We start from the raw sequence: 20,777 nt of genomic DNA, 5'->3' as shown, positions 1-20,777 counted from the left end.
CCGTCACGGTGAGTGATGATCACTGTGAGGGTTCGGGGGCGTCCGGGCAGTCGATCTCGGGGTTGAGTCCGACATAGTTGAGCGGTCCGGCGACGATGGTGACCAGTGTGGTGCCGATCGTGGCGCAGTCGTGGTTGGAGACGTTGTAGTAGCCGCGCTGGCCGGCGGCGACTGCGCCGACGACCAGCCAGATTACTAGCAGTAACGGTATCCCTACTCTGCCCACTGTGTGCTCCTTGGTAGCTCGGGGGGTCGCCGATGTGGCGGCAACGGTTCCCCGGTTCAGGCATGGCTAAACATGGCCGCAGTGGACAGTCTGGTAACGATGCGGTAACCGCGGATGCGGTGGGCTAGGATACCTACGGTGCCTACCGGGCGACCGGAATCTCTGAAGCAGTGGTTTAGATCGGCCCACGGCGGGGAATCCGACAAGGCCTTTCGGGACTTGGAGACTCGCTGGAGATATGAACATGGATGACCGCGCACTACGGAGCCGGCTCGCCGACACCATCGGCGACGAGCGTGACCGCATCGTCGACAGTTGGGTGCAGGCGCAGGTTGAGCAGGGCGCGATCCGGGCCGGCTTCTCGGAGGACGATGTCCGTCAGGAGGCCTACCCGGTGATCGCCGGGTTGGCCGAGGCGCTCGCCGCGGACGGGCCGGTGCGGCAGGCGGTCTCCGAGGCGGCAGCGCTGCGCAGTGCGTTGTCCCAGCTGTCGTTGACGCGGGCGCAGGCGGGTGCCTCGTCGAGCGCCACCGCGTCGGCGGTGCTGGCGTTGAAGGAGGTCATGCTGCCGCTGCTGCGGGAGCGGGCGGGTGACGATCGGGATCTACTCCTCGATCTGTCGCTGACCTTGAGTCGGGTGGTCGATGCGGCCGGGTTGGTGGTGTTCCAGTCCTATCTGCAGGGGCGGGAGGAGATCATCCGCCGGCAGACGCAGGAGATTCAGGAGCTCTCCACTCCGGTGGTGCAGTTGTGGCGGCAGATCCTGGCGGTCCCGCTGATCGGTACGCTCGATAGCGCCCGGGTGCAGGTGGTCATGGAGAATCTGCTGCACGGGATCAAAGAACACGAGGCGAAGATCGCCATTCTGGACATTACGGGTGTCCCGACCGTCGATACGGTCGTCGCCCAGCACCTGATGCAGACCGTGGCCGCCGCCCGGCTGATGGGCGCCGACTGCATCATTAGCGGCATCCGGCCGCAGATCGCCCAGACCATCGCCCAGCTCGGGATCGACCTCTCCACGATCATGACGCGGGCGACCCTGGCGGACGCGCTTACCGGGGCGATCTCGGTGGTGACCGAGGGGGCGGGCGGCGAGACTCCGGGTGAGCTGGTGGCGCTTGCGCGATGAGTCAGACCCAGATCCCGATTCTGCGCATTGGTCAGCTGCTGCTGGCCGGCCTGCCGAACGAGCTCGACGACCTGACCACCGCCCAGTTCGGCGAGGAGTTAGCGGAACGGCTGGTCTCTGACGGTGCCCGCGGGGTGCTGCTGGACATCTCCAAACTCGAGATCATGGATTCCTACGCCGCTCGGATGCTTACCGAGATCGCCGCTACCGCGCGGCTGCTCGGCGCCCGGGTGGTCGTCGCCGGCATGCAGCCGGCGGTGGCGATCACGCTGGTCGAGCTCGGGCTGCAACTACCCGGCGTGGGCACCGCGATGAGTACCGAGCATGCGCTGGACCTGCTCACCAACGACCGGTCGACGACCGGCGGGGAGGCGGGGCACCGTGTCCATCCAGGGTAGGGCCATGGTCAGTGATGACGCGGCGACGCCGGTCGGCGCGCCGCTGATCGTGCCGATCACCGTCGAGGAGCACCTACGCACCGCCCGGCACGCGGTGCGGGCGGCGGCACAGCGACTCAAGCTACGGCTGGTGGATCAGACCAAGCTGGTCACCGCCGCCAGCGAGCTCGCCCGCAACTGTTACATCCACGCCGGTGGCGGCGAGCTGACCATCGAAGAGGTCGTCCGGGACGACCACTGCCGGGGCATCCGCCTGACCTTCGAGGACTCCGGGCCGGGGATCCCCGATCCCGAAGCGGCGCTGCTCGACGGGTTCTCCACCGGGGGCGGGCTGGGCCATGGCCTGGGCGGCGCCCGCCGGCTGATGGACGAGTTCACGATCACCACCAGCGTCACCCCGCCGACCGGTACGGCGATCGTCGCGACTCGTTGGGTGCGATGACGGCGCCCGTGACGATCCCCGAGTATCAAACCCTGTCGGTGCCGATCGACCACGAGAGCGCCGTCGCGTACGCCAGTGGGCTCGCGCGGGAACGGGCCGCCGACTACCAGCTCTCGGGTGGGCTGATCGAGCAGGCGGCGGTGGTCGCCTCCGAGCTGGCCAGCAACATCTACAAGCACGCCGCCGGCGGTTTCCTGCTGCTCGGTCCGGCGGCGCCCGGGGCCGGGTTGCACATCTGGGCGCTGGACACCGGCCCGGGCATGGCCGACCTGCAGCAGTGTCTGGTCGACGGATACTCCACCACCGGCACGCTCGGCGCCGGGCTCGGGGCGGTGCGGCGGATGGCGACCGACGCCGCGATCTGGTCCCGCCCCGCACAGGGCACGGTGATCTCCGCCCGGCTCCACGCTGGTCGGGGAGGGCCCGCCACCTTGCCGGGGATCGACGCCGCCGCGTTCTGCCTCGCCGCCGACCTGGGCCGGGACCTGAGCGGGGACGACATGGTGCCCGGTGACGCGTACGCGTTCGCGGAGCCGCCGGCCGGTGCCACGCTGCTGGTCGTCGACGGGCTCGGGCACGGCCCGGACGCCGCCGCCGCGGCGAGCGCCGCGGTCACCGCCTTCGGCGCCCAGGCGGACCAGCCGTTGCCCGGTCTCCTGACCTACCTGCACCGGGCGCTGCGGGGCACCCGCGGCGCCGCCGCGACGGTGCTGCGGATCCACCCCGACCGGATCGACTCCTGCGGGGTCGGCAACATCAGCGGGGTGATCCTGCGCGCCGGCCGGCCGGGCCAGCAGCTGGTCGGGCAGCCGGGCACGTTGGGCGTGCGGATTCCGGCGCCGCAGGTACGCCCGTACCAGCTGCGAGCCGGGGACACCCTCGTCCTGTTCAGCGACGGGATCACCAGCCACTGGTGGCGTGAGGCCGACGGCGAGGTGCTGTACCAGCCCCCCGGCACGCTGCTGGGTTACTTGGCCGGCTGGCACCGGTGCCGCCACGACGACGCGACCGCGGTCGCGCTCCGACCCACCCGGCTCCGTCATGCAGCCGACTGAGATCACCCTGACCGACCCGGAGCAGCTACCCGAGGTGCTCGCCTGGGTCCGTGCGGTCGCCAATCAGGCGGGGGTCTCGCCGCTGGCGCGGGGGCGGTTGGTGCTCGCGGTGACCGACCTGATCCGGGAAGCTGACCGCGGCCGGTATGAGGTACGGCTGACGGCCGCGCTGCTGCCGGGAGCCGGGGGCCGGCGGCAGTTGGAGATCTGCGCCGGCACCGACGACGGGGCGCCGGCGCCCCGGCTCAGCGAGCACGCCGAGCCCGCGGCGCTGGACAACCAGGGCCGGCTACTGTGGCGGATCCCCACCCAACCGATACCGGCGACCGCCGACCAGCGCGACGAACGCGCCCACGAGCAGGAGCTCCGCGCCGCGCTGAACGATGCCCGCCGCAAGGAGGACGAGCTCAGCCGGTTGGAGGCGGAGCTCGCCGAGACCAACCGCGGGGTGGTCGCCCTCTACATCGAGCTGGAGGAGCGGGACGAGCAGCTGCGCACCGCGCACCGGGACATCTTCCGGAGCCTGGAGGACGCGCTCCGGCCGCCATCGCCGGCGCTGCCCGGGTTCGAGTTCGGGGTGTACTACGCGGCGGCCGAGGCGGACGCTCCCACCGGCGGTGACCTCTACGACTGGACCCTGCTACCCAACGGCGATCTGCAGATCAGCGTGGTCGACGTGGTCGGGCACGGCGTCGACAGCACCCGCGACGCTCTGGATATCTGCCACGCGTTGCGGATCCTCGGCCTGCAGGGGGAGGCGCTGCCGACGCTTATCGAACGAACCTCCGACATGCTGGTGCCCACGTTCCCGGATCTGATGGCCACGGTGCTGGTTGCCCGACTGGCGGTGGCCACCGGCGAGCTGCTGCTCGCCGGGGGAGGCCACCCGCCGTTGTTGCTGGCCCAGCCGGGTGAGGCACCGACCTACCTGCACTCTCCCGGGCGGGGCGTCGGCTATCCGTTGCCGGGTACGGAGGCGATGGCGCAGACACGGCTGCAGCCCGGTGCGACCGCGCTGCTCTACACCGACGGGCTGATCGAGGCGACCGGTGACATCCACTGGGGGATGACCCGCTTGGTCGAGAGCACAGTGGCGCATCTGGAGCTGCCGCCGCCCGAGCTGGCCGCGGCGGTCGCCGCCGATCTGCACCAGCGGGTTCGCCACACCGACGACACGATGCTGCTGGTCGTCCGCTGGCACGGTCACTGACCCGCCAGCCTGCCCGGGCGGCGGCCCTGCCTAGCTGGTCAACTCTGGCCGTACTTTTTGCGGAACTTCTCCACCCGGCCCTCACTGTCGAGGAGTCGCCGCCGGCCGGTCCAGAATGGGTGGCTGGCGGCCGAGATGTCGACGTCGATGACCGGGTAGGTGTTGCCGTCGTGCCATTCGATCGTGGTGTCGCTGGTCGCGGTGGACCGGGTCAGGAACGCGAACTCGGCGCTCCGGTCCCGGTAGACGACGTAGTCGTACCGCGGGTGGATGTCCGGCTTCATGCGAATCAGCTCCTCGTCGCTGTCTCGGTGTCGGTGTCGGTGTCGGTGTCGGTCTCGGTGTCGGTGGTGCTGTCGGCGTCGAAGCAACCGGCGAAGGGGTCCGGGAAGTCTCGCCACGCCTGCTCGCCGAGCGCGAGTTCGTCGTCGGTGACCAGGCAGGACTCCAGTGTGGAGTGGAGGGCTGCCGGGTCGAGATCCAGACCGATGAAGGCGAGCAGGCTGCTGCGGTCGCCGTAGTAGGGGTCCCAGTCGACGGTGGCGGTGAGCCGCCGCAGCGCGGACGCCTCCCCCCACTGGTCGGTCGGCACCGTGGCCAACCATTGGCCGAGCGATCCCATGCTGATCCCGCCGCCGGCCGACTCCCAGCCGATGACCAGCTCGGGCTGGCTGGCCAGCCACAGGTGGCCGCGGCTGCGCAGCGCGTCGCCGGTCACCTGCTCCAGCGCGTCGTGGAGGCGCTGCGGGTGGAACGGGCGGCGGGTGCGGAACACCGTGGCGACCACCCCGCAGTCGGGGGCGGGCTCGTGCCGGCCGACCCGGTAACCCTCAAGGCCCCGGGCGAGGACGCCGGGCGTGTCCGGGTCGTGCCGCCGAGGCAGCCGCAGCCGGGCTAGCAGCGACTCGCCGGGCGAGTCGGCGGCGGCCAACTGCTCGGCCCACGGCACCAGTCGCTCCAGCAACACTGCCAGTCGGGCGGTCTCGAAGCGGCCCTCGGGCGCCTCGCCCCACAGCAGCACCGTGTCCGCGTACTCGAGCTGGCGGCAGACGACGTCGGCGACCGACCGACGATCGTCCGGGGCGGCGTGCAGATTCCGGTGGATCAGGTCGTCGCTGCTGGTGAGGTCCGCCATCAGCCGTTGCGCGTCAACCACCGTCAGGTAGGAGTCGAAACGGACAGCGTCGGCGACCGGGGCACCGTCTACCAGGCACCAGCCGGCGGCGACCGCGACCGCCTCCGGCTCCAGCGCCGACGGCAGCAGCAGCACCTGGTCCCGGTCGGGGTGCTCGCGGGCCAGCCGGACCAGGGTCGGCAGCACATCTTCCCGCAGCGTGCAGGAGAGGCAGCCGTGTACCAGCTCGACTCGCTCGTCTTCGCGTACTCCCGCGTGGTCGCGGACGGTCCGGCGGACGGTGCCCGCGCAGACCTGGGAGATGTCGTGGCTGACCAGCAGCAGCCGTTGGTCATGGGCGAGCAGCGCGGTGGCGACGGCGGCTGCGGCGTCGGCTGAGAAGCCGGATAGCACGGTGACCGCTGGGCGCAGGTCGGCGGCGGCCGCGGTGGGTGTCGCGGTTGGGGCGACCGGGCGGGGCATGGCACTCCCTTCGACAGTTGAAAACGGTTGTCATTATACTCATGCTGAAGGAGGTAATCGCATGTCCCGACGCTGTGACGTCACCGGCGCCGAACCGAGCTTCGGCAACCGGGTGTCGCACTCTCATCGCCGCACCCGCCGTACCTGGGTGCCGAACCTGCACCGTCGCCGGTTCTGGCTGCCCTCGGAGCGGCGGTGGATCACCTTGAAGGTCACCACCAAGGCCCTGCGCACCATCGACCGCGACGGCATCGAAAAGGTCGTCGCCAGGATGCGCGCGGCCGGAAAGAAGGTCTGATGGCCCGCGCCACCGACATCCGCCCCATCGTCAAACTGCGCAGCACCGCCGGTACCGGCTACACCTACGTAACCCGCAAGAACCGGCGCAACGACCCGGACCGGTTGGTGCTGCGCAAGTACGACCCGGTGGTACGCCGGCACGTCGAGTTCCGGGAGGAGCGCTGATGGCCCGCCGTAGTCTCCGCAGCCGGCAGGCCCGCCGCGAGGAGCTGGTCGCCCAGTACGCGGCCCGGCGCACCGAGCTGAAAGAAACCATCCGGAGTCCGCAGACCGATCCGGCGGACCGCGCCGCGGCGGTGCGCCGGCTGTCCCGGCTACCGCGAGACTCCAGCCCAGTTCGGCTGCGCTCCCGGGACGTAGTCGACGGGCGCCCACGCGGGGTACTCACCCGGTTCGGGCTGTCCCGGATCCGGTTCCGTGACGCGGCGCTACGGGGGCAACTCCCCGGTATCCGCAAGGCATCCTGGTAGCTCGCGCCGGGCGGGGACCGCTGGCCGGTAAAGACGGGACCTTCGGCACTGCCCACCAGGGTCCGGCAACCGGGTTAATGGGGGTCTGCCGCGGCGACTCGGTCGCGGCCGACTCCCCACCCGTGCTGACCAGAGGATGATCCCGCGTGACCACCGTCGAGCCCGAACCCCGTGCCATGCGGCAGCTCAGCCGCCAGGAAGCGTTGCGGCGGCTGGGTAGCGCCCCGATGGGGCGGCTGGTCTTCACCGATCGCGCGCTGCCGGCGATCCGCCCGGTCAACCATCTGCTCGACGGCGAGCAGGTGATCATCCGGAGCCAGGCCGGGGCCGCGATCAGCGTCGCCGCCGAACGTGGGGTGGTGGTCGCCTACCAGGCGGACGCGATCGACCCGGTGGCGCACCTGGGCTGGAGCGTGGTGGTGACTGGAGTCGCCCGGATCGTCGCCGACCCGGTCGCCGCCGGGCACTACCGGAGCCGGCTACGCCCCTGGGTGGACCGGGAGATGGATCGCGTGATCACGGTCGGCGCGGATCTGGTAACCGGCTTCGTACTCGAGGCCGCGGCCGATGACTGGGCGCGGGGCTCGGTGGAGCGGTCCAACGGCTCCGCCCCGGGCTGAGCTATCCGACTCTGCCGGCTAAGTGGCTCGATCGGCCAGCAGAGTCGCGCCGCAGCCTCGACTGCCCGGCAAGGAAGGCGGGCGGTCAGGCGAGCGAGAGGAACAACTTCTCCAGCTGGTCGAGGTCGGCGGTGCGGGCGCGTGGCGCACCGTCGCCGGCCGTCCCGCCCGCCACTGCCTCGCCGTCGGTCTCGTCGGCGGCCAGGCACTGTTGCAGCCCACTCGCGATGATCTTGAAGCCGGCCCGGTCGAGCGCCCGGGAGACCGCGGCGAGCTGGGTGACCACCTCCGCGCAGTCGCGGCCTTCTTCGATCATGCCGATCACTCCGCGCAGCTGCCCTTCGGCGCGGCGTAGGCGCCGGATGACGTCACCCGCGGCCTGCTCCTCGACCTGCATCGTCGGCTCCTTCGCGTCGTCGTAGCCCGGTCCGAGTTGACAGTCTACACCCCGGGGGGTATACGATCGAGCCAGAGAAATTACCCCCGGGGGTATGCGTTCGGTGTCCTTCCCGGGGGCGACGAGGAGGAGTCAGATGGAGCTGATGTCGTTCCGCACCCCCGGGTTGGGGGACCAGACCTACCTGTTGATCCATGACGGCCAAGCCGTCCTCATCGACCCGCAGCGGGACATCGACCGGTTCCTGGCCGCCGCGGCCGCCCGCGATGTCGAGCTGCGGTTCGTCCTCGAAACCCACCTGCACAACGACTACGTCTCCGGCGGCGAGCACGCGGCCCGGCGAACCGGCGCCGAACTGGTGCTGCCGGCAGCGGCCGCGGCGGTCTACCCCCACACGCCGGCGTTCCATCACGAGGAGATCAAGAGTGGCGGGTTGACCATCAAGCCGATCCACACGCCGGGCCACACCCCGGAACACACCAGCTACCTCGTCTCGATCGAGGGCGAGCCGGTCGCCGTCTTCTCCGGCGGCAGCCTGCTGGTCGCCGCCGCCGGCCGGCCCGACCTGCTCGGCCCGGCCCGCGCCCGGACGCTGGCGCGGCTGCAGCACGGTTCCCTGCACCGGCTCGCCGCGCTGCCCCGGCAGGTCGGTCTCTACCCCACTCACGGCGAAGGGTCGTTCTGCACCACCACCGGCGCCGGCCGCTTCACCTCCACCATCGGCGACGAACTCGACCAGAACCCGCTGCTCGCCATCGGCGAGATGGAACGCTTCGCCGATCAACTGCTCGCCGCGCCGCAGCCGATCCCCGCCTTCTACCAGTACATGGGCCCGACCAACCTGCACGGCGCGCCACCGATGCCCGCGACCACCGTGCCTGAGCTGGCCGTGGCCGATCTCGCCGACCTCCCCGCCGAAACCCGGGTGGTCGACATCCGCCCGGTCGCCGCGCAGGCGACCGGTGTCCTGCCGGAGTCGGTGACGATCAGCATGGGCGACGACTTCGGCAGCTGGGTCGGCTGGCTGCTGCCCTACCAGGCGCCGCTGGTGCTGGTCGCGGAGCCGGAGCAGGACACCGCCGAGGCGGTGACGCAGCTGGCGCAGCTCGGCATCGACACCGTCCAGGGGGTGGTCCGCGACCTGACCGGCGCTACCACCACGCCGGTCGCCACCGTCGATGTCGCCGGTGCCCGCCGGCACCGCGCCGAACCGGACAGCCAGACCCTCGATGTCCGGATGCCCGCCGAACGGGCCCAGCTGCCGTTGCCCGGTGCGGTCGAACGGTTCCTGCCCGACCTGGCCGAAGCCGGGATCCCGAAACAGCTGGACCCGGCTCGCCCGGTGCTGGTGGTGTGCGGCAGCGGCCGCCGCGCCGCGATCGGGGCGAGCCTGTTGCGGCGGGCGGGATACCACCCGGTGGTCCTGACCGGAGCCGGAGCCGAGGAGGTGGCGGCGTGATGGATGTCGTGACCGCGCGGGCGCTGCTCGAAGCGAACCCGGACACCTTGGTCGTCGATGTGCGTACTCCGGCGGAGTTCGAGACCGCGCACATAGCCGGCGCGATCAACCTGCCGCTGGACCAGGTCGACGACCACCTACAGCAGATCGTCACCGACGCCGGCGGGCAGCTGGTGCTGGTCTGTCACTCCGGCAGCCGGGCAGACCAGGCGTGCCGCAAACTGACCGAGGCCGGGCACGGCGGTGCCGAGGTGATGGCTGGGGGCATGGCTTCCTGGGTCGCCGCCGGCGCCCCGGTGGTCCGCGGGAAACCCAGGTGGGCGCTGGAACGGCAGGTGCGGCTGGTCGCCGGCGGAATCGTGCTGGCGGCGATCGTCGCCAGCGTGTGGCTGCCGCCGCTGCGCTACCTGGCCGGGCTGGTCGGCGCCGGCCTGGTGGTGGCCGCGCTCACCAACACCTGCGCGATGGGGGCGCTGCTGGCGAAGCTCCCCTACAACCGGCGCGGCGGTGACGGGGGCAGCGCCGCGACCCAGCTACGCGCCCGGACCCGGGCCGGCGACGACTCCCGCACCAGTGACCGGTGATCAGTGACCAGTGACTATCCGCAGCCGGCCCGGTCCGGGCTGGCGCGGCTGGTGCCGCTGGCCGCGTGGCTGCCGGGGTACCACCGCGGCACCCTGCGGCACGACCTGGTCGCCGGACTCACCGTCGCGGTGATGCTGGTGCCACAGAGCATGGCGTACGCGGTCCTGGCCGGCTTGCCGCCACAGGCCGGGTTGTACGCGTCGGTGGTGCCGCTGCTGGTCTACGCGCTGCTCGGCAGCTCCGGTTCGTTGGCGGTCGGCCCGGTGGCGATCACCGCGCTGCTGACTGGGGCGGCGTTGGCGCCGCTGGCCGACGGCGACCCGGTCCGTTACGCCGGGCTGGCCGCTGCGCTGGCGCTACTGGTCGGCGCGGTGCAGCTGCTGCTGGGGCTGCTACGGCTGGGTGCGTTGGTGAGCCTGCTCTCCCATTCGGTGCTGGTCGGGTTCACCGGCGCCGCCGCAGTCGTGATCGCGGTCAGCCAGCTGCCCGCGCTGCTCGGGGTGACCGCCGGCCGGTCGGACTCGCTGCCCGGGGCGGTGCGGTCGCTGGCGCCGTCGCTGTCCGGGCTCCACTGGCCAACCCTGGCCGTGGCGGTGGGCAGCCTCGGCGCGCTGCTGGTGCTGCGCCGGGTCGCTCGGCGGCTGCCGGGCCCGTTGATCGTGGTGGCGGCGGTGACCGCGATCAGCGCCGGGTGGGGGCTGGCCGGGGCCGGAGTTTCGGTGTTGGGGCCGGTGCCGGCCGGACTGCCCGCCCCGGAGCTGCCCCGGCTCGGGGCCGAGGACCTGGTGGCGTTGCTGCCCGCGGCGGTGGCGATCGGCCTGATCTCCTACCTGGAGGGGATTGCTGTCGCCAAGGCGCTGGCGGCGAAGGCTGGCCAGCCGATCCGGCCCACCCAGGAGCTGATCGCCGTGGGGGCGGCGAACCTGTCGGCCGGGGTGTGGCAGGCGTTCCCGGTGGCGGGCGGCTTCTCCCGCAGTGCGGTGAACTTCGCCGCCGGGTCCCGGACCCCCTGGGCGGGCGTGGTGGCGGCGCTGCTGGTCGCGTTGACCGCCGTGCTGCTCACCCCGGCCTTCGCCCAGTTGCCGCAGGCGGTGCTGGCGGCGATCGTGGTGGTGGCCGTCGCCGGGCTGATCGATTACCGGGAGGCGGGCCGGGTGTGGCGGACCCGGCGGCTGGACGGCATCACGGTGGCCCTGACCTTTGTGGTGACTCTGGGCTTCGGAGTGGAGCCGGGCCTCGCCGTGGGGGTGCTGTTCAGCCTGGCGGTGTTCGTGGCCCGGTCGGCTCGACCGCACATCGCAGAGCTCGGCCGGCGGGCGGGCACCACCAGCTACCGCAACACCGCCCGCTACCCCGACCTGGTGACCGACCCGGAGGTGCTGGTGGTCCGGGTGGATGGGCCGCTCTACTTCGCCAACGCGGAGCTGGTCACGAGCCAGGTGCAGCAGCTGGCGCAGGCACGGCCGGAGCTGCGTTCGGTGGTGCTCGACGCCAGCGGGATCGGAGACATCGACGCGGACGGGGTCGACGCGCTGCGCCGGTTGCGGTACCGGTTGGCCGACCGCTCGGTGACGCTCCGGCTGGCGACCGTCCGCGGACCGGTCCGGGATGTGCTCGATCGGGCCGGGCTGTGGCGGGAACTCACAACGGCCGGCGCGATCCATCCGGAGATCGCGGCAGCGGTGACCGCGGGGGAGGGCACGGCCGCCGAACCCTAGCGGGGTACTGACCACTCCAGCACGGTGCCGCGGGGTGTCCCCTGGCCGACCGAGAAGGCGCCGCCGTGGCGCTGTGCCCGCTCCCGCAGGTTGACCAGGCCGCTGCGCTCCGCGATGTCGGCTGCGCCGACCCCGTCGTCGTGTACCGACACCTCGATCTGGGTCGGCGCCACCGTCACCGCCACCGTGACCTGCGTCGCCTGGGCATGGCGGACCACGTTCGACAGCGCCTCCTGGACCACGGCCAGCAGGTCCGGACGAACCTCGTCGGCGACCGCCGCGTCGACCGGCCCGGTCACCTCGATCATCGGCCGGAACCCGAGCATCTCCGCCGCGGCCTCCACAGTGGCGTGCAACTCGCTGCGTAGTGTCGCCACCGCTGGCGTACGAAGTTCGAAGATGGCGGTGCGGATGTCGCGGATGGTGGTGTCCAGGTCGTTGACCGCGGTGGTGACCCGGTCGACCACCTCCGGCTTGTGGGAGATCCGGGCCGCGGTCTGCAGCTGCAACCCGGTGGCGAAGAGCCGCTGAATCACCACATCGTGCAGGTCCCGGGCGATCCGCTCGCGGTCCTCCAGCACCAGCAGCGTCTCCCGTTCCTCCAGCGCCTGCGCCCGCTCCAGCGCGAGCGCGGCCTGACCGGCGAAGGTGGTGAGCATCGGCAGTTCGTCGCCGGTGCGCCACTGGGTGCCCGCATGGTGGGCGATCGCCAGCACCCCGTGCATGGTCTCGCCCGCGGCCAGCGGCACCAGCAGCGACGGCCCGGCCGGGGCCGGCGCCGGCCAGCTCGCGGCCTTGCCCAGGTTCTCCAAAACCTGGTGCTGTCGCTCGATCACGACCGGGGTGAATGCGGAATCGGTAACCGAGACCTCGGCGCCGATAAACGCCTCGGCGCCGTCCCCGGCGGCCACCTCCACGGTGAGCGAGCGGCTCTCTTCGTCGAAGAGCAGCACCAGCGCCAGCTCCGCCTCCCCGACCTGCTGCGCCCGGTCGGCGATCAGCTGCAGGGCGGTGGTGCGGTGGACCGCGCCGAGCAACATCGTGGTGATCTCGGAGGAGGCGGCGAGCCAGCGTTCCCGGCGGGTCGCCACCTCGTATAGCCGGGCGTTCTCGATCGCCACCCCGGCGGCGGCCGCCAGCGCCACCGCGATCGCCTCGTCGTCCTCGCTGAACTCGGCCGCGCCCTTCTTCTCGGCCAGGTAAAGATTGCCGAAGACCTGGTCGCGGATATGGATCGGGACGCCTAGGAAACTGCGCATCGGTGGGTGGTGCGGCGGGAACCCGTACGACTGGGGGTGTTGGGTGATGTCGGCCATCCGCACCGGCACCGGCTCCTCGATCAGCAACCCCAGCACCCCCCGGCCGGCCGGCAGGTCACCGATGGCGGCGTGCTCCTCCGGGGAGATGCCGTAGGTGATGAAGTCGACCAGCCGCCGGTCGGCCCCGATCACCCCGAGCGCGCCGTACTTCGCCCCGACCAGATGGCAGGCGGCTTCGGCGATCCGCTCCAGGGTGTTGTGCAGGTCCAGGTCCTGGGTGATGCCGACGACCGCGTCGAGGAGCGCCCGGATCCGTTCCCGGCTGTCCAGCACATCGCCGACCCGGTCGAGCAACTCGGCGAGCAACTCGTCCAGGCGCACTCGGGAGAGCGGCCCGAGGCCGAGCGACGGATGTTCGGGCATGCCCCGATGGTATCGGCTGCGATCGCTCAGCGCCGGGCCGCCGCGGTGGGAGCCTCCGGCAGCTCCGGGCCGTCCGGATGCCGCATCGGGATCACCACCACCGGGCAGACCGACCGCCGGATGCACTCCTCGGCGACCGAGCCGAGCACCGTGTGCCACACCCGGCTATGGCCGTGGCTACCCAGCACCAGCAGATCCGCGCCCCGCGCCGCCGCGCTGAGCACCTCGCCCGGGCGCCCCTCCTGCACCTGGGTACGCACCGTCACCACCGGCTGCACCCGGTTCACCTCTTGCGCGATCAGCTCGGCGGCGGCGCGGCTGGGCTCCTCCTCCGCGGTGGCCGAGGTAGTGGGCAGCCCGCCACCGGGCAGATCCCACCGCCACGCGATGATCGCGGTGACCTCACCGGCGCGTTCGGCGGCCTGCTGGGCGGCCCAGCGCAGCGCCCGGCGACCGCCCTCCGACCCGTCGACGCCGGTGACGATCTGGTAGCTGGCTGGCCGGTCGATGGCGTCCATACCGACAGCATCTCTCCCGGAACCGGCCCGCCGCTACGAAACCGGTGAGTCGGCGGTGGGCAGCAGCGACCGGGCCTGGCTGGCGATCTCCCGCTCCTCGTCGGTGGGGACCACGCAGACCTGCACCGGCGCGTCGTCCGGGGAGATCAGCCGAGCGTGCGTGCTGACGGCGGCGTTGCGGGCCGGATCGACGATGATCCCCAACCGGTGGAGGTTGGCCAGCGCGGCCTCGCGTACCGGCGCCGCGTGCTCACCCACCCCGGCGGTGAAGGTCACCGCGTCGAGCCGGCCCAGTTGGGCGTAGTACGCCCCCACATAGGAGGTGATCCGGTGGCAGTAGACATCGAACGCGAGCTGGGCTGCGGGGTCGCCGTCGGCCCGGGCCGCCAGCAGCGCCCGCATGTCGTTGTGCCCGCTGAGTCCGCGCAGCCCGCTGCGCTGGTTGAGCAGCTCGTCGATCTCGGCCACCGACATTCCGGCGGTCCGGTGCAGCTGCGCCACCACCGCCGGGTCGACATCACCGCTGCGGGTCCCCATCACCAGGCCCTCCAGCGGCGTCAGCCCCATCGAGGTGGCCACGCTGCGGCCACCGGCGACCGCGCAGGCGCTTGCTCCGTTGCCGAGGTGCAGCGTGATCAGGTTCAGCTCGGCCAGTGGCCGGCCCAGCAGCGCGGCGGTGCCGCGGGCGACGTAGGCGTGCGAGGTGCCGTGGAACCCGTACCGGTGGATGCCGTAGCGCCGCGCCACCTCGGTGTCGATCGCGTAGGTCGCGGCCGCTGGCGGCAAGGTCCGGTGGAAGGCGGTGTCGAAGACCGCGACCTGCGGCACCGCTGGCAGCAGGGCCCGGGTGGCGGCGATCCCGGCGAGGTTCGCCGGATTGTGCAACGGGGCCAGCGGCACCAACTCCTCGATGCCGGCGACCACCTCGTCGTCGATCACGATGGGTTCGCTGAACCGAAGCCCGCCGTGGACCACCCGATGGCCGACCACCGCCAGGTCGGTCAGGTCGAGCTGGTCGAGGAGGTGTGCCAGCGCCTGCTGGTGGTCGGCGGCGTCGCCGCCGGGCTCGCCGATGCGTTCGACGAGCCCGGTGGCGACCGGGTCGTCGCCGGTGAAGAGTCGGTACTTCACCGACGACGACCCGCTGTTGATGACCAGGGCTCGGCTCACGAGGGCCAGACCCAGTCGCGGACCCGGGGGTGGTCCTCGCCGTGCCGCCGGGTGTATTCGCGGCACTCGTGCCGGGCGTCGACCATCGCCTGCCGCAGCCCGGCGGCGGCCGGCCCCAGCCCGGGCACCCGGTCGATGACGTCGATCACCAGGTGGAACCGGTCCAGATCGTTGAGCATCACCATGTCGAACGGCGTGGTGGTGGTGCCCTCCTCCTTGTAGCCACGGACGTGCAGGTTGTCGTGGTTGGTCCGGCGGTAGGTGAGCCGGTGGATCAGCCACGGGTAGCCGTGGAACGCGAAGATGATCGGCCGGTCGGTGGTGAAGACGGTGTCGAACTGGGCGTCCGGCAGCCCGTGCGGGTGTTCGCTCTCCGGCTGCAACCGCATCAGGTTCACCACGTTCACCACCCGCACCTTCAGCTGCGGCAGGTGCTGGCGCAGCAGGTCGACTGCGGCGAGCGTCTCCATCGTCGGCACGTCACCGGCGCAGGCGAGCACCACATCCGGCTGTCCACCGTCGTCGCTGCTGGCCCACTCCCAGATCCCCAGACCCCGCTGGCAGTGCCGCACCGCGGTGTCCATGTCCAGCCAGGTGGGCTGTTCGTTCTTGCCGGCGACCACCACGTTGACGTACTGCCGGCTGCGTAGACAGTGGTCCATCACCGACAGCAGGGTGTTGGCGTCCGGCGGCAGGTAGACCCGCACCACCTCGGCCTTCTTGTTGATGACGTGATCGATGAAGCCCGGGTCCTGGTGCGAGAAGCCATTGTGGTCCTGCCGCCAGACGTGGCTGGAGAGCAGGTAGGTCAACGACGCGATCGGCGCCCGCCACGGGATGTGGTTGGTGACCTTCAACCACTTGGCGTGCTGGTTGAACATCGAGTCGACGATGTGGATGAACGCCTCGTAGCTGGTGAAGAGCCCGTGCCGGCCGGTGAGCAGGTAACCCTCGAGTAGGCCCTGACACAGGTGTTCGGAGAGCACCTCCACCACCCGGCCGTGCGTGGCCAGGTGCTCGTCGGTCTCCTCGATGCTGGCGGTGAACGCCCGGTCGGTCACCTCGAACGCGGCCCCCAGCCGGTTCGAGGCCACCTCGTCCGGGCCGAACAGCCGGAACCGGTCCGGGTTGGCGCGGATGACGTCGCGGACCCATTCGCCGAGCACCCGGGTGGCCTCGGCGAGCCCACCCCCGTGCCGGGTGACCCCGACTCCGTAATCCCGGAAGTCCGGCAGCACCAGGTCGCGGCGCAGCACCCCGCCGTTGGCGTGCGGGTTGGCGCTCATCCGCCGCTCGCCGGTCGGCGGCAGGTCGCGCAGCTCGGCGACGGGGGCGCCGGTCGCGTCGAACAGCTCCTCCGGCCGGTAGGAGCGCAGCCACCGCTCGAGCTCGGCGAGCTGCTCCGGGTCGGTGCGCACCTTGCCCAGCGGCACCTGGTGGGAGCGCCAGGTGTCCTCGACCTGGAGCCCGTCGACCTCCCGCGGGCCGGTCCACCCCTTCGGCGTACGCAGGATGATCATGGGCCAGCGGGGCCGGGCGTGGGCGCCGGTGGCCCGGGCCGCCCGCTGGATCTCGGTGATCTCCGCCAGCGACTGCTCCAGCACCGCAGCCAGCCGCTGGTGCACCTCGACCGGGTCGTCACCCGCGACCACGTACGGTTCGTAGCCGTACCCCCGCATCATCGCCAGCAGGTCGTCCTCGGGGATCCGGGCCAGCACCGTCGGGTTGGCGATCTTGTAGCCGTTGAGGTGCAGGATCGGCAGCACCGCCCCGTCCCGGACCGGGCTGAGGAAGGTGTTCGCCAACCAGCTGCCGGCTAGCGGACCGGTCTCCGCCTCACCGTCGCCGACCACGCAGGCGACGATCAGGTCCGGATTGTCGAAGGCGGCACCGTACGCGTGCGACAGCGAATACCCCAGCTCGCCGCCCTCGTGGATGGAGCCGGGCACCTCGGGTGCGACGTGGCTGGGAATGCCGCCGGGGAAGGAGAACTGCCGGAACAGCTGGGCCATACCGGCCTCGTCCAGGCTCACCGACGGGTACAGCTCGCTGTAGGTCCCCTCGAGCCAGGTGTTCGCCACCAACGCCGGCCCGCCGTGCCCCGGGCCGGTTACGTAGATCATGTCCAGATCGTGGGCGACGATGGCCCGGTTGAGGTGGGCGTAGATCAAGTTGAGGCCCGGGCTGGTGCCCCAGTGCCCCAACAGCCGGGGCTTGATGTCCGACGGTTGCAGCGGCTGTCGCAGCAGTGGGTTGTCCAGCAGGTAGATCTGGCCGACCGTCAGATAATTGGCGGCCCGCCAATACGCGTCGATCGCCTGCAGCTCAGCCTCGGTCAGCGGTTTGGTTGCGGTCTCCATGTCGGTCAGTCTCCCCGATGCCAGTGCGGCCAACCATGGACTTAGGTCCCGGTTCGGGCCACCCACCTTATCCGGTGACACCGCGTAGGGTAGGAAAACCGTTCTCGGACCGACCGGAACACGGAGGACACCCGATGCCCGAGCCCCGTGCCGACACCGGCTACCTGCGGACCCCCACCATCGCCGGCGAGCACATCGTGTTCAGCTGCGACGACGACCTGTGGCTGGCGTCGACCGGCGGCGGGCGGGCATGGCGGCTGACCAGCGGCGTGGCCGAGGCGTCCGGGCCGAGGCTGAGCCAGGACGGGCAGCTGCTCGCCTTCGTCGGTCGGGACGAGGGGACCCCGGATGTCTACGTGATGCCGGCCGCCGGCGGCGTGGCTGAACGCGTCACCCACCAGGGTGGCCAGTTGAGCGTCGCCGGGTTCGACCCGGCCGACGGCGCGGTCCTCTACGCCACCGACGGCAACCTGCCGTTCCGGCGGGAGCGGTGGCTGCACCGGGTGGACCCGGCGGGTGGGCTGCCGCGGCGGCTGCCGCTCGGGCCGGCGTCGGCGATCAGCCACGGCCCGGCCGGCGGGGTGGTGATCGGCCGGCACGTCGACGACCCGGCCCGGTGGAAGCGGTACCGCGGCGGCCAGGTGGGCGACCTGTGGGTCGACCCGGCCGGCAGCGGCGAGTTCCAGCGGCTGCTGCGGCTACCCGGCAACCTCGCGGACCCGTGCTGGGTGGGGGACCGGATCTACTTCCTCGCCGACCACGAAGGGGTGGGCAACGTCTACTCCTGCACCCCGGCAGGGGAGGACCTGCGCCGGCACACCGACCACACCGACTACTACGCCCGCGGCCTCAGCGGCGACGGCGACCGGCTGGTCTACACCGCCGGGGCCCGGCTGTACCTGCTCGACCCGGCCGCCGGCGGCCGGGAGCTACCGGTCACGCTGGCCAGCTCCCGGACCCAGCGGAACCGGCAGTTCGTGGCGGCTCGGGAGCACCTCGACACGGTGACCCTGGCCGCCGACGGGTCACAGGTGGCGATCACCACTCGGGGTAAGGCGTTCACCTTCGGCCCCTTCGCCGGCCCGGTGCATCAGCACGGTGAACGGGACGGGGTGCGCTACCGGCTGCTCACCCACCTCGCCGATGGCGAACGGTTGGTGGCGGCCGCCAGCGACCAGTCCGACCAGGAGTCGCTCGTGGTCTTCGCCGCCGCCGAGGCCGCCGCCGCCACGGCGCAGCCGCTGACCGGACTCGACATCGGCCGGGCGCGGGAGCTAGCGGCCTCGCCCACCGAGGCGCTGATCGCGATCGCCAACCACCGGCACGAGCTGTTGCTGGTGGATCTGCGGCCGGAGCCGGCGACCGTCACCACGGTCGACCACAGCCGGTACGGCACGATCGAGGACCTGGCCTGGTCACCGGATGGTGGGTGGCTCGCCTACACCTACGCCACCGGCCCGCGTACCACAGCAATCAAACTGGCCCGCCCGGGTGAGGAGCCGGTGCTGGCGACCCAGCCGGTCCTGCGCGACTACCGGCCGGCCTTCGACCCGGCCGGGCGGTACCTCTACTTCATCGGCAAACGCACCTTCAACCCCACCTACGACGAGCTCCAGTTCGACCTGGGGTTCCCGATGGGCTCCCGGCCGTACGCGATCACGCTGCGGGCCGACGCACCCCCGCCGTTCCTGCCCCGGGTGGAGCCGCTGGCCGGGGCGGGCGCCGCAGCCGGCGGCGACCCGGACTCCGCCGACAGCTCCGACGCGCCCCCGCAGGTCCGGATCGACCTGGCCGGGATCGACCGGCGAGTGGTGCCCGTTCCCGTGCCCGAAGGTCGGTACGAGCGGGTGGCCGGCACCCGGGAGAAGGTGCTCTTCTCGTCCCGGCCGGTGGTCGGAGTGGCGGACCGCAGCGTGCTCGCCGGACCGGAGGCCGAGCAGACGCTGGAGATGTACGACCTGACCACAGGGGAGCGAGATCGACTCGCTGGCGGGCTTTCCGACTTCTGGCTCAGCCCCGACGGCAAGACCCTGCTCTACCGCGCCGACGACCGGCTGCGCGTGGTCAAAGCAGGCACCAAACTGGAGGAGGCCGACCGGGCCGCCGAGACCGACGGGCCGGGGCGGCGCAGCGGCTGGGTCGACCTGGACCGGGTAAAGGTGTCGGTGCGGCCCGGCGCCGAGTGGCGGCAGATGTTCCGGGAGGCGTGGCGGCTGCAGCGGGAGAACTTCTGGGACGAGGACATGAGCGGCGTCGACTGGGAAGCGGTCTACCAACGCTATCTGCCGCTGGTAGACCAGGTCGCCACCCGGTCGGAATTCTCCGACCTGCTGTGGGAGCTGCAGGGCGAACTCGGCACCTCCCACGCGTACGAGTTCGGCGGCGCCTACCGGCCGAGTCCGCAGTGGCGGCAGGGCTACCTGGGGGTGGACTGGGCGCCGGCCGGACCTGGCGCCGGCTACCGGATCGACCGGCTGCTGGCGGGTGACCCGTGGGAAGCCGACCGGACCAGCGCGTTCCACCGACCCGGCGTGGACGTCCGCCCCGGCGACGAGGTGTTGGCGATCAACGGCACCCCGGTGAGCGCCGAGCTGACTCCGGCCCGGCTGCTGGTCAACCAGGCCGAACAAGAGGTCGAGGTGACGCTGCGTCGAGGCGACGACCCGCCCTGGCGGGCCACGGTGCGGGCGCTGCCCGACGAGCGGCCACCCCGCTACCGGGACTGGGTGGCGGCCAACCGTCAGTGGGTCCACGAGCAGACCGATGGCCGGGTCGGCTACCTGCACGTACCGGACATGAGCGCGGTCGGCTACGCGGAGTTCCACCGGGGGTTCTTGACGGAGCTGGACCGGGAGGCGCTGTTGGTGGATGTCCGCAACAACGGTGGTGGACACGTCTCCGGGCTGCTGCTGCAGAAGCTCGCCCGGCGCCGGCTGGCGTACAACTTCTCCCGGTGGGGGGAGCCGTCGCCCTACCCGGACGAGTCCCCCCGCGGGCCGCTGGTTGCGGTGACCAATGAGGATGCGGGCTCCGATGGCGACATCTTCAGCCACGCGTTCAAACAGCTCGGGCTCGGGCCGCTGGTAGGCAAGCGTACCTGGGGTGGGGTGGTCGGGATCTGGCCGCGGCACCTGCTCGCCGACGGCACGATGACCACCCAGCCGGAGTTCTCGTTCGCCTTCGACGACGTTGGCTGGCGGGTCGAGAACTACGGCACTGACCCGGACATCGAGGTGGAGATCACACCGCAGGACTATGTGGCGGGTCGGGACCCGCAATTGTCCCGGGCGATCCAGTGTGCGCTGGAGGCGTTGGCGGTCACCCCGGCCCACACGCCGAACCCGGCGGCCCGACCACACCTGGGGTAACCAACCCCCCTTGCGTCGATCATGGACCTAGGGTGGGTTTCGGCCGCCTGGGCAGTCCCTAGGTCCATGA

Annotated in this window: 21 protein-coding genes; 13 read left to right on the top strand and 8 right to left on the bottom strand. The window is 71.6% G+C overall.

Features of this window, described 5'->3' with window-relative positions; genetic code table 11:
- Positions 1–19: 19 nt before the first annotated feature.
- Entirely contained in the window at positions 20–226 is a 207-nt protein-coding gene (locus tag JQS43_RS16535) for a hypothetical protein (protein ID WP_239675296.1), read from the bottom strand.
- Positions 227–470: 244 nt separating this feature from the next.
- Between JQS43_RS16535 and JQS43_RS16530 the strand changes: the two genes are divergently transcribed.
- The 5 genes from JQS43_RS16530 to JQS43_RS16510 are packed head-to-tail and all read left to right on the top strand — an operon-like array spanning position 471 to position 4,463.
- The gene (locus tag JQS43_RS16530; protein ID WP_239675295.1) at positions 471–1,358 is read left to right on the top strand and encodes an STAS domain-containing protein; all 888 of its coding nucleotides are present in this window, start codon (positions 471–473) and stop codon (positions 1,356–1,358) included.
- A complete protein-coding gene (locus JQS43_RS16525; RefSeq protein ID WP_239675294.1) occupies positions 1,355–1,756 on the top strand; it encodes an STAS domain-containing protein in 402 nt (133 codons plus the stop codon). The genes JQS43_RS16530 and JQS43_RS16525 overlap by 4 nt, the downstream gene beginning before the upstream one ends.
- Before the next feature lie 4 nt (positions 1,757–1,760).
- A complete protein-coding gene (locus JQS43_RS16520) occupies positions 1,761–2,198 on the top strand; it encodes an anti-sigma regulatory factor (RefSeq protein WP_239675293.1) in 438 nt (145 codons plus the stop codon).
- Positions 2,195–3,253 (top strand): SpoIIE family protein phosphatase, encoded by a 1,059-nt coding sequence (locus JQS43_RS16515; RefSeq protein WP_239675292.1) that lies wholly within the window; start codon positions 2,195–2,197, stop codon positions 3,251–3,253. Before JQS43_RS16520 ends, JQS43_RS16515 begins: the two co-directional genes overlap by 4 nt.
- Positions 3,240–4,463, top strand: coding sequence for a PP2C family protein-serine/threonine phosphatase (locus tag JQS43_RS16510; RefSeq protein WP_239675291.1), 1,224 nt, complete (start codon positions 3,240–3,242; stop codon positions 4,461–4,463). The genes JQS43_RS16515 and JQS43_RS16510 overlap by 14 nt, the downstream gene beginning before the upstream one ends.
- Positions 4,464–4,501: 38 nt before the next feature.
- On the opposite strand, the gene JQS43_RS16505 is transcribed toward JQS43_RS16510, so the two are convergent.
- Positions 4,502–4,747: a type B 50S ribosomal protein L31 gene (locus JQS43_RS16505; protein ID WP_239675290.1), complete on the bottom strand. Its 246-nt coding sequence runs from the start codon at positions 4,745–4,747 to the stop codon at positions 4,502–4,504.
- A 5-nt stretch (positions 4,748–4,752) separates the two neighbouring features.
- Positions 4,753–6,060, bottom strand: coding sequence for a CobW family GTP-binding protein (locus JQS43_RS16500; RefSeq protein WP_239675289.1), 1,308 nt, complete (start codon positions 6,058–6,060; stop codon positions 4,753–4,755).
- 61 nt (positions 6,061–6,121) lie between these two features.
- Here JQS43_RS16500 and rpmB point away from each other — a divergent pair, with 61 nt between their 5' ends.
- The 4 genes from rpmB (at position 6,122) to JQS43_RS16480 (ending at position 7,450) form a co-directional block, all read left to right on the top strand.
- A complete protein-coding gene (gene rpmB, locus JQS43_RS16495; RefSeq protein ID WP_239675288.1) occupies positions 6,122–6,358 on the top strand; it encodes a 50S ribosomal protein L28 in 237 nt (78 codons plus the stop codon).
- On the top strand, positions 6,358–6,525 hold the full coding sequence (gene rpmG / locus JQS43_RS16490; protein ID WP_239675287.1) for a 50S ribosomal protein L33: 168 nt from the start codon (positions 6,358–6,360) through the stop codon (positions 6,523–6,525). Before rpmB ends, rpmG begins: the two co-directional genes overlap by 1 nt.
- Complete coding sequence (gene rpsN / locus JQS43_RS16485) at positions 6,525–6,830, top strand: 30S ribosomal protein S14 (protein WP_239675286.1); 306 nt, start codon at positions 6,525–6,527, stop codon at positions 6,828–6,830. The genes rpmG and rpsN overlap by 1 nt, the downstream gene beginning before the upstream one ends.
- A gap of 146 nt (positions 6,831–6,976) precedes the next feature.
- Positions 6,977–7,450 (top strand): pyridoxamine 5'-phosphate oxidase family protein, encoded by a 474-nt coding sequence (locus tag JQS43_RS16480; protein ID WP_239675285.1) that lies wholly within the window; start codon positions 6,977–6,979, stop codon positions 7,448–7,450.
- A gap of 85 nt (positions 7,451–7,535) precedes the next feature.
- Here the strand turns inward: JQS43_RS16480 and JQS43_RS16475 are convergent, their stop codons facing one another.
- On the bottom strand, positions 7,536–7,847 hold the full coding sequence (locus tag JQS43_RS16475) for a metal-sensitive transcriptional regulator (RefSeq protein WP_239675284.1): 312 nt from the start codon (positions 7,845–7,847) through the stop codon (positions 7,536–7,538).
- Between the two features lie 136 nt (positions 7,848–7,983).
- Between JQS43_RS16475 and JQS43_RS16470 the strand changes: the two genes are divergently transcribed.
- Genes JQS43_RS16470 through JQS43_RS16460 form a run of 3 tightly spaced genes read left to right on the top strand, consistent with a single transcriptional unit; the run spans position 7,984 to position 11,609 of the window.
- Positions 7,984–9,306, top strand: coding sequence for an MBL fold metallo-hydrolase (locus JQS43_RS16470; protein ID WP_239675283.1), 1,323 nt, complete (start codon positions 7,984–7,986; stop codon positions 9,304–9,306).
- Positions 9,306–9,890, top strand: coding sequence for a rhodanese-like domain-containing protein (locus tag JQS43_RS16465; protein ID WP_239675282.1), 585 nt, complete (start codon positions 9,306–9,308; stop codon positions 9,888–9,890). The genes JQS43_RS16470 and JQS43_RS16465 overlap by 1 nt, the downstream gene beginning before the upstream one ends.
- A gap of 3 nt (positions 9,891–9,893) precedes the next feature.
- Positions 9,894–11,609 carry a SulP family inorganic anion transporter gene (locus JQS43_RS16460; protein WP_239675281.1) on the top strand — a complete coding sequence of 572 codons (1,716 nt, stop codon included), beginning with the start codon at positions 9,894–9,896 and terminating at the stop codon, positions 11,607–11,609.
- On the opposite strand, the gene JQS43_RS16455 is transcribed toward JQS43_RS16460, so the two are convergent.
- From JQS43_RS16455 to JQS43_RS16440, 4 genes are read right to left on the bottom strand one after another with little or no spacing between them, the layout of a single operon-like run.
- Positions 11,606–13,291: a sensor histidine kinase gene (locus JQS43_RS16455; protein ID WP_239675280.1), complete on the bottom strand. Its 1,686-nt coding sequence runs from the start codon at positions 13,289–13,291 to the stop codon at positions 11,606–11,608. The two genes, JQS43_RS16460 and JQS43_RS16455, sit on opposite strands and share 4 nt — an antisense overlap.
- 26 nt (positions 13,292–13,317) lie before the next feature.
- The gene (locus JQS43_RS16450; protein WP_239675279.1) at positions 13,318–13,809 is read right to left on the bottom strand and encodes a universal stress protein; all 492 of its coding nucleotides are present in this window, start codon (positions 13,807–13,809) and stop codon (positions 13,318–13,320) included.
- A gap of 33 nt (positions 13,810–13,842) precedes the next feature.
- Positions 13,843–14,979: an acetate/propionate family kinase gene (locus JQS43_RS16445; RefSeq protein ID WP_239675278.1), complete on the bottom strand. Its 1,137-nt coding sequence runs from the start codon at positions 14,977–14,979 to the stop codon at positions 13,843–13,845.
- On the bottom strand, positions 14,976–17,339 hold the full coding sequence (locus tag JQS43_RS16440; RefSeq protein ID WP_239675277.1) for a phosphoketolase family protein: 2,364 nt from the start codon (positions 17,337–17,339) through the stop codon (positions 14,976–14,978). The genes JQS43_RS16445 and JQS43_RS16440 overlap by 4 nt, the downstream gene beginning before the upstream one ends.
- A 134-nt stretch (positions 17,340–17,473) precedes the next feature.
- Here JQS43_RS16440 and JQS43_RS16435 point away from each other — a divergent pair, with 134 nt between their 5' ends.
- Positions 17,474–20,707: a S41 family peptidase gene (locus JQS43_RS16435; RefSeq protein ID WP_239675276.1), complete on the top strand. Its 3,234-nt coding sequence runs from the start codon at positions 17,474–17,476 to the stop codon at positions 20,705–20,707.
- The last annotated feature ends 70 nt before the right edge of the window (positions 20,708–20,777 follow it).

Origin of the sequence: Natronosporangium hydrolyticum, from assembly GCF_016925615.1 — a bacterium.
Lineage (GTDB): Bacteria > Actinomycetota > Actinomycetes > Mycobacteriales > Micromonosporaceae > Natronosporangium > Natronosporangium hydrolyticum.
Note: the sequence above shows the minus strand (reverse complement) of the source record. Positions and strands in the feature narration are given on the sequence as shown.

Coding starts and splice junctions, on each gene's coding strand:
- JQS43_RS16475 (WP_239675284.1), bottom strand. CDS start 7,847: ATGCAGGTCGAGGAGCAGGCCGCGGGTGACGTCATCCGGCGCCTACGC.
- JQS43_RS16530 (WP_239675295.1), top strand. CDS start 471: ATGGATGACCGCGCACTACGGAGCCGGCTCGCCGACACCATCGGCGAC.
- rpmG (WP_239675287.1), top strand. CDS start 6,358: ATGGCCCGCGCCACCGACATCCGCCCCATCGTCAAACTGCGCAGCACC.
- JQS43_RS16505 (WP_239675290.1), bottom strand. CDS start 4,747: ATGAAGCCGGACATCCACCCGCGGTACGACTACGTCGTCTACCGGGAC.
- JQS43_RS16525 (WP_239675294.1), top strand. CDS start 1,355: ATGAGTCAGACCCAGATCCCGATTCTGCGCATTGGTCAGCTGCTGCTG.
- JQS43_RS16435 (WP_239675276.1), top strand. CDS start 17,474: ATGCCCGAGCCCCGTGCCGACACCGGCTACCTGCGGACCCCCACCATC.
- JQS43_RS16455 (WP_239675280.1), bottom strand. CDS start 13,291: ATGCCCGAACATCCGTCGCTCGGCCTCGGGCCGCTCTCCCGAGTGCGC.
- rpsN (WP_239675286.1), top strand. CDS start 6,525: ATGGCCCGCCGTAGTCTCCGCAGCCGGCAGGCCCGCCGCGAGGAGCTG.
- JQS43_RS16440 (WP_239675277.1), bottom strand. CDS start 17,339: ATGGAGACCGCAACCAAACCGCTGACCGAGGCTGAGCTGCAGGCGATC.
- rpmB (WP_239675288.1), top strand. CDS start 6,122: ATGTCCCGACGCTGTGACGTCACCGGCGCCGAACCGAGCTTCGGCAAC.
- JQS43_RS16450 (WP_239675279.1), bottom strand. CDS start 13,809: ATGGACGCCATCGACCGGCCAGCCAGCTACCAGATCGTCACCGGCGTC.
- JQS43_RS16520 (WP_239675293.1), top strand. CDS start 1,761: ATGGTCAGTGATGACGCGGCGACGCCGGTCGGCGCGCCGCTGATCGTG.
- JQS43_RS16510 (WP_239675291.1), top strand. CDS start 3,240: ATGCAGCCGACTGAGATCACCCTGACCGACCCGGAGCAGCTACCCGAG.
- JQS43_RS16470 (WP_239675283.1), top strand. CDS start 7,984: ATGGAGCTGATGTCGTTCCGCACCCCCGGGTTGGGGGACCAGACCTAC.
- JQS43_RS16465 (WP_239675282.1), top strand. CDS start 9,306: ATGGATGTCGTGACCGCGCGGGCGCTGCTCGAAGCGAACCCGGACACC.
- JQS43_RS16500 (WP_239675289.1), bottom strand. CDS start 6,060: ATGCCCCGCCCGGTCGCCCCAACCGCGACACCCACCGCGGCCGCCGCC.
- JQS43_RS16515 (WP_239675292.1), top strand. CDS start 2,195: ATGACGGCGCCCGTGACGATCCCCGAGTATCAAACCCTGTCGGTGCCG.